Origin of the sequence: Leptospira alexanderi serovar Manhao 3 str. L 60 (assembly GCF_000243815.2) — a bacterium.
GTDB classification, from domain to species: Bacteria; Spirochaetota; Leptospiria; order Leptospirales; family Leptospiraceae; genus Leptospira; species Leptospira alexanderi.
In genome coordinates, this window is the sequence record NZ_AHMT02000041.1 from 25,948 (window position 1) to 32,622 (window position 6,675).

Below are 6,675 nucleotides of genomic sequence, written 5' to 3' on the forward strand. Positions count from 1 at the left end.
AACATGAAAAGAGGACAACATTAAGACTTTGGGCGGGCCTTACATACTTTTTTGTTTCTTTAAAAATCCTAGAGTAAAGTTATGCTGTTTGGCTATGGATGCAATTTCTTTAACTTGTTGCTTTGTTATTTTTCCTATGCTAAAGCTTTCAGTTATTCCATTCAAACCGAGAAGCATGGTTTCACTCATACAGGCAAATCCGTGACCTTTGGATAAAGGCATACCTTGGACTTCAAAATCAGGATTTAATGGGTATTTTACTACTCCTCCAAGTATAACTAAAACATCGTCCCTTGCTGTTTCGACAGAAGGATGAACATCGGGAGGAAGGGCTATATCACAAATTACAATCGGACCATTTCCAAGATGCTCTGGAAAAATGATCGGCCTTGGAAAACTACTCGCGGATAAGATAATATTTGCAGATTTCAAAGAAGTAAGATCTGTTGAAATGACCACAGGGGCATTTGATCCCAATTCATTATTTAAACTCTGAAACAATAATTCTCCAGATCCAAGCAAGTAATTCTCTAGATTATTTTGGTCAGAAATAAAATATCGTTCTACAAATTCAGTTACAGTCGCTGTGTTATAAATGGAAGCAGCCAATCCAGTTAATTTTAAATCTAATTGCGTTCCGCCTTCACTCAGAACTTCTAAAACTCGCCTAATTGCGTTCTCATATAGGGTTGCAGCTAAAGCAATCAGAGGCTTTTCCCTCCCTTCTCTTCCGATCAAAATAATTTTGGGAATAGATTCAGAAATTATCTCACTATATACGCTCCCTATATTTCCATTAGCCCCAACTACTGCAAATGTTGAATCACTTAAATTAATGTTTTGAATTCTGGCAGCTTCATAAATCCCTTCTAAACCCATAGCAACTGTAAATGAATTTCCAGTCGTCAATGCAATGGCATCATTTTTAATGTTTTTACAATTGTTAGAAACAACAGAAGTTAAACCACCAAATCCAACGACGGTACAACCATTTTGCACAGCAATGTTTGTAGCTTTTTCAAGGGTCTTAGAAATAAATTCAGTTCGCCTATCTATCATACTTTGAGCAATAATGTCAGAACTCATCATAATCCCAATAAACGTAACTTCGACGGCATCACCAGTTGTAGAATATATAATTTGTTTATTATAAACACATGGTTCAAAGCTTTGATATATAGATTGGATCAAATTTTCTATTTCTTCCTTTTCAAATAATTCTAAACTTTTATCGTGAAACGACAAATGGTATGAATCTATCAGATGAAATATAAATCCTACTTTTTTAATTTGATTTGAATCTTGTGCACTAACTCTAAATTTTTTGAAATCTTGAATTGGGTTTTTACTTTCAAAGTCTTCCTTGTACACTAAAAATTTTAATAATTCGTACAAGTTGTGCTTATCCAATACCTCGCACAATCTTTCAAAAGCATTCGCAATTCGACTACATTCTTCAAATGTAATAAAAGCAGAAGGTTCTATTCGAACTGTTAAATGATCTGACATTGTTGGTGCGACTCGTATTCTATGTTCATGGAAAAGATATGCAGAAATAATTGGCCCCAAATAATTTTGTTCAGACAGCAAGCGGAATAATCTAGAATGGGCATGTTCCGGTTTTTTAAATTGAATACCTATCATCAAACCTGTTCCCCGAACATCATCAATGACCAAAGGATATCGTTCTTTAAAATTTCTAAAAATATTCAAAAGAAAATTACCTTTTTCAATGCAATTTTCCATAATTTCAGAATTTTCTTCGAGTAATTGTAAAGCCTTATAAGCGATTAAAGAACTAACTTCATCCTCTGAAAATGTTGAGCTATGTATCATTCCAAAATCTGGTTCATACATTTTTTTATTTACCGTAAACGCAGAAACCTTTGCAATACCGCCACCAAGACTTTTTCCTAAGAGATAATAATCACCTTGAATTCCAAATTGTTCAGAATATAAAAATGATCCAGTCCTACCCATACCACATTGAATTTCATCTAACACCAATGGTATATCATTTGCACTTGTGAATTTTCTGCATGCATGAAAAAATGTTTCATCAATGGAATGAATGCCACCTTCTCCCTGCAATGGTTCAATAAAAACTGCTGAAATGTTTTCGATTTTTTTTTCTACGATAACTATTTTATTTTTTTCAAAATCAACCTCAAAGAATGATTCTTCTAAATCTTTAATAACGGAGTTAAAATTTTGAAAATCGACAAAAATAACTTGAGGTCCAAGTCCAGTAAATTGTGTTCTAAAATTCTCATTGTAAGTTAATTGCAATGATCCTAAAGTTTTCCCATGAAATGCTTTCTTCAATGCCAAAAAAAAGGGGGTTTTATCAAATACTTTCTTATTATGCTCAAATAATAATTTAAAAATATATTTCGGGTTTTTTGAATCGGCTGTTATATTAAATTTTTTTGTAGCAAGGTTGAAAAATTGTTCTGAGTAACTATAACTTCCATTCTTAACAAGACTTTCAATTTTAATTCTATTTTCTTCGAAATCCTGTAATCTTTTTTTATTTTTATTTTTGCGGTATAATTCTGCATGCTTAACTGCGCATTCTACAGCTTCTGTTCCTGAATTTGCAAGGGTTGTAATGTATTCATTCTGAAATCGCGAACAAAGCATATCATTCAGTTGTTTCGCGACTAAAGCTGCCCCCATTCTGCAACTGGCTTGTGCGGAAAATGGAGTTAGGTTATCTAAATTAGCCTTTATGATTTTAATAAATTCAGAGTAATTATGACCAAATAATAAAGATCCGTATCCAGCCAAACAATCTAAAACTTCTATTTCTTTTTTTTGATCATTAAAGTAAAATACACTATTACCATAAGCTTTGTGAAAGAAAACATCTAATCGGAGAGTTTTCAAAAGAAAACCAAGATTTGGTTTCGAATATTCAGTGTATAATTTTGAGAAGTCAATATTCTCTAAACTTGCGATCATAGATTCTCTCCCAAAGAAAATACTGTTTCAATTTGTAACATCAGTATGTCAGTTTTTTCATTAGAAACGAATGGTAAAATACTTTTCTAATATTTCAATATGAAACCCAGATATTAATTACGTTACTCTAAATATACAATTGACTGCTTAAAATTCTGAACTTGATTGAAATCAAAGATTTGTTTTAAGATTTAGGGTATTTTATGGCCTATAAAAAATGTAATATGCAAAATAATACATCATCTGCATCGAGTAAACTTTTTAAATATAAATCGAACTTAGAATTATTTTAAAACAATATTTCTAAATGTGATTCGACAACAAAAGCACCTAAATTAAATTATGCAATAAGTAACTTCAGTCTGGATTATTTGTAGAACGGAAAACTATGGAAGCAGATAATATGATAAACTCAACAATTCTAGAATGTCTCACTTTATTTCAGGAAAAAGTTAATGAAAATCCGAGAATGAAGACTCTTTTAAAAAATTGGAATCCAATTATTCTTGTGGAGAGTAATGATCTAAACGATAAGTATTTTTTGACAATTAAAGATACAAGAATTGTAGATATTCAAAATAATTATTCTGAAGATATTAATCATTTAATTCATCTTAGAGCAAATTCTGAAAATATCGTATCTGTGTTTAGCGGAAAACTAAATCCAGCAAATGCTTTCTTGAATGGTACATTGGAAGTCTTTGCACAAGAAAAAGACCAAATAAAATTAGATGCAATCAGCTTAGTATTGTGGGGTATTTAAGCTAATGAAGGATTTGAAGGAGCTATTTGAATATATTGCCATTAGTGCTGGGATGGCCCTTGCAGCTAGTTGCTTTTCACTGGTCTCTAGTATGTTTTTGGTCTCCAATGGTATTTTTATAGTCATTTCAATTTTTTTGGGGGGAGGATTCTGCATTATTATCGCAAGCTCAATTGGAGAACTGGCAAGCCTGTTTCCATCATCACCAGGTATTGCGATGTATTTCAGAAAAGCATTTGGTCAAAGAATTTCTCTAATGCTAATATTCTTATATTTGGCTCTGGTCGCAGTCTTGGCTGGAGTTGAAAGCTTTATTTTTTCAACAGTTATAAGTAGTTCTTTTGATACAAATATTTCTCCTTATATTTTCTCCGTATCAATATTGTTTTTTATTCTGTTAGCAAATTCTTTTGGATTAGAATTTTCTACTAAAATTCAAACTTTTGCGATGATCCTACTAACATTAGGAATTATTGTTATTTCAATATTATCTATTCTCCAAAAACCGGTAATTCCTCTTTTACAGAAGGGACTGAGTGATGATTTTAGTGAAATGTTTATCAACCTACCTATAACCATTGGACTTTCTATTTTTTTATTTATTGGATTCGAATGGGTTACTCCATTAGGAAAGTCTCCTTCATCTTATAAGAAGTTAATTCCATATTCAATGTCTATTACTATTATTTTACTTACAATTTTATATGGAATCTTTACCTTTGCTTTAACTTTAAATTTTGATCAGAAAGATATCTCTAATAATTTAAATCCTCAATTGATGCTTGCATATGCATTGTATAGTAGCTCTGGGAAATATTTTGTTTTAGTTCTGACCCTATTTGCTATGGCTACTTCTTTCAATGCAGGATTAATGAGTTCTTCCAGATTGATTTACGGTTTATCTAGAGAAGGTAGTTTACCAAAACTATTTTCTAAAATCTCAGTAACGGGCGCGCCAATTGGTGCCCTTTTCACAATAGGAGTTATTGCGATCGTTTTTTCTATAGTCATTTCCGTATATAAAGTTCAAATTTATGCTCTATCCATCGGTGCTGCCATTGAATGTATAATTTACGGATTTTTAATTTTTGCTTTATTGAGGATAAAAACTATTAAATCTGATCAACCTGAATTCCAGAGCCCGTTTCCAAAATGGTTGCAATATTTTATTGGGATTCTTATGCCCACGTTAGGAATAACTGCTCTTTTCGTTGATCAAAACCTGAAATATTTTCCTGCATTAATTTTTAGTGTTTTATTGATTATTAGTATAATCTTAGCGCAATTGTTATATAAAAGGAATGATAATAATAACAACAACTCTGGAATAAAGGCGTAATGATGTCGGAAACAAAATTAACTAATGAATCCACAACTTCTGAATTAGAAAAATCCGTAGATGTAAAATTCGATCGTTTCAATGTGCAATATTGGTTAACAAATACAGCAAATCGAAGATTAAAAGATACCAGTTTCGGAATTTCAAAAGAAACTTCATACGTGCATCCTGCAGTGACCGAAGATCCTTTATTAAATCAAGTTATTAAGATGGATATAGCCACGTTTTTAATAGCAGAGCACCATTCCATTTTTAATACTGCAAAGATGATCAATTTGGCTCCTGATGAAGAATCGTCCATTTTCCTTGCTACTCAGGTTGTGGATGAAGCACGACACTTCGAGGTATTTAATGCAAAGATAAAAGATTTAGGAGTCTCGATAGAAAAAAGAAATGAACTGATGGATAGATATACTACACCACCTTTAAAAAAATTTTTTGAATTAATAGATGAGCAAATAGACAAAGGTAGCTTTGAAGGCGCCATTGTTGGTCAAAATTTAATATTAGAAGGAATGGCATATCCAGTTTATAGATATGAATCTAAATATTGGTCCAAATTGGATCCTAGTTTAAGCCAAATTATACTAGGGGCATTTGCTGACGAGGTACAGCATACTGGTTTCGGGGAAGCATATTTAAATCAGATCATTAAAAAGGATATTAACGTAAAAAATAAGATGAAAAAATTAATAGAACACTTTCATACATTAATGACTGAAGTATTCGAAAGGGTGATCAATCATTATATTGGTTTATATCAGGAAGCTTCAAATTGCTATATGGAAATACAGGGTGATATTGAAATTTTTAAAGGTCATTATATGAAAGATACAAGCGAAGAAGAACAGGTTCGTATTTTATTAAGTTCTATCCAGAAAGAATATAGAAAAAGAGCCATTAAAATTGGATTAGAATTAGATTAAATGAGTTCTTCTATTTTACTCAAAGCTGGATGTATTTCTCTAATTATTTCTCTAACGTTGGCCTGGTTAACGACATTAACGAGGCATCTCAAAATTCCAATTTTTACAAGAATTTTTGTATCTGATTCCTATTTATTAAAATCGCATATAGATTTCTTATTAATGAGCATTTTACTCATGGTATTTTCAATATTTAAAGTAGAAGTTTATCCTTTTATAATTGTGTCTACCATAATCGGATCTTTTATGAATCCATTATCCTTTTTAGTATTATCCATTAAACCTGAAATAAACAAATCTCCTACTTCTATCTTTGGAATTTATTCAAGCATTAGTTATATTTTAACAACAGTTGGTTATATCGGGCTTTCATTGGAATCGATTTCAATGAATCTATAAACTTGCTATCCGAGTTTCTCTGAAAAACTGGAAGAAAAAGTATCTGACGGATGATGGCCCGTTCCAAGATGAACTTCGAGCGGAGAATGAACGTTTAAGGAAAGAACTCTTGGAAGTAACGGAGGAGAGGGAAATTTTAAAAAAGTCCGTGGCCATCTTCTTGAAACCAAGGAAATGAAATATACATATATAGAAAAGAATCATTTCCCAGTAAAGAAGATATGCAAGATTCTGAATGTATCCAAGAGCGGCTATTATGATTGGTTGAAACGAGAAGATAGCGA

At 31.7% G+C, this 6,675-nt stretch carries 4 protein-coding genes; 3 read left to right on the forward strand and 1 reads right to left on the reverse strand.

Features of this window, described 5'->3' with window-relative positions; genetic code table 11:
• Positions 1-39: 39 nt before the first annotated feature.
• Positions 40-2,964, reverse strand: a complete 2,925-nt coding sequence (locus LEP1GSC062_RS13295) for an aminotransferase class III-fold pyridoxal phosphate-dependent enzyme (protein ID WP_020984528.1) — start codon at positions 2,962-2,964, stop codon at positions 40-42.
• A 388-nt stretch (positions 2,965-3,352) separates the two neighbouring features.
• Here LEP1GSC062_RS13295 and LEP1GSC062_RS13300 point away from each other — a divergent pair, with 388 nt between their 5' ends.
• Genes LEP1GSC062_RS13300 through LEP1GSC062_RS13310 form a run of 3 tightly spaced genes read left to right on the forward strand, consistent with a single transcriptional unit; the run spans position 3,353 to position 5,992 of the window.
• Complete coding sequence (locus LEP1GSC062_RS13300) at positions 3,353-3,727, forward strand: SCP2 sterol-binding domain-containing protein (RefSeq protein ID WP_010576270.1); 375 nt, start codon at positions 3,353-3,355, stop codon at positions 3,725-3,727.
• Between the two features lie 4 nt (positions 3,728-3,731).
• On the forward strand, positions 3,732-5,066 hold the full coding sequence (locus LEP1GSC062_RS13305) for an APC family permease (RefSeq protein WP_004498018.1): 1,335 nt from the start codon (positions 3,732-3,734) through the stop codon (positions 5,064-5,066).
• Between the two features lie 2 nt (positions 5,067-5,068).
• On the forward strand, positions 5,069-5,992 hold the full coding sequence (locus LEP1GSC062_RS13310) for a ferritin-like domain-containing protein (RefSeq protein WP_235596439.1): 924 nt from the start codon (positions 5,069-5,071) through the stop codon (positions 5,990-5,992).
• Positions 5,993-6,675 lie beyond the last annotated feature (683 nt).

Bases quoted from the DNA above. Each gene is read 5' to 3' on its own strand.
- LEP1GSC062_RS13295 (WP_020984528.1), bottom strand. From the start codon at position 2,964: ATGATCGCAAGTTTAGAGAATATTGACTTCTCAAAATTATACACTGAA.
- LEP1GSC062_RS13310 (WP_235596439.1), top strand. From the start codon at position 5,069: ATGTCGGAAACAAAATTAACTAATGAATCCACAACTTCTGAATTAGAA.
- LEP1GSC062_RS13300 (WP_010576270.1), top strand. From the start codon at position 3,353: ATGGAAGCAGATAATATGATAAACTCAACAATTCTAGAATGTCTCACT.
- LEP1GSC062_RS13305 (WP_004498018.1), top strand. From the start codon at position 3,732: ATGAAGGATTTGAAGGAGCTATTTGAATATATTGCCATTAGTGCTGGG.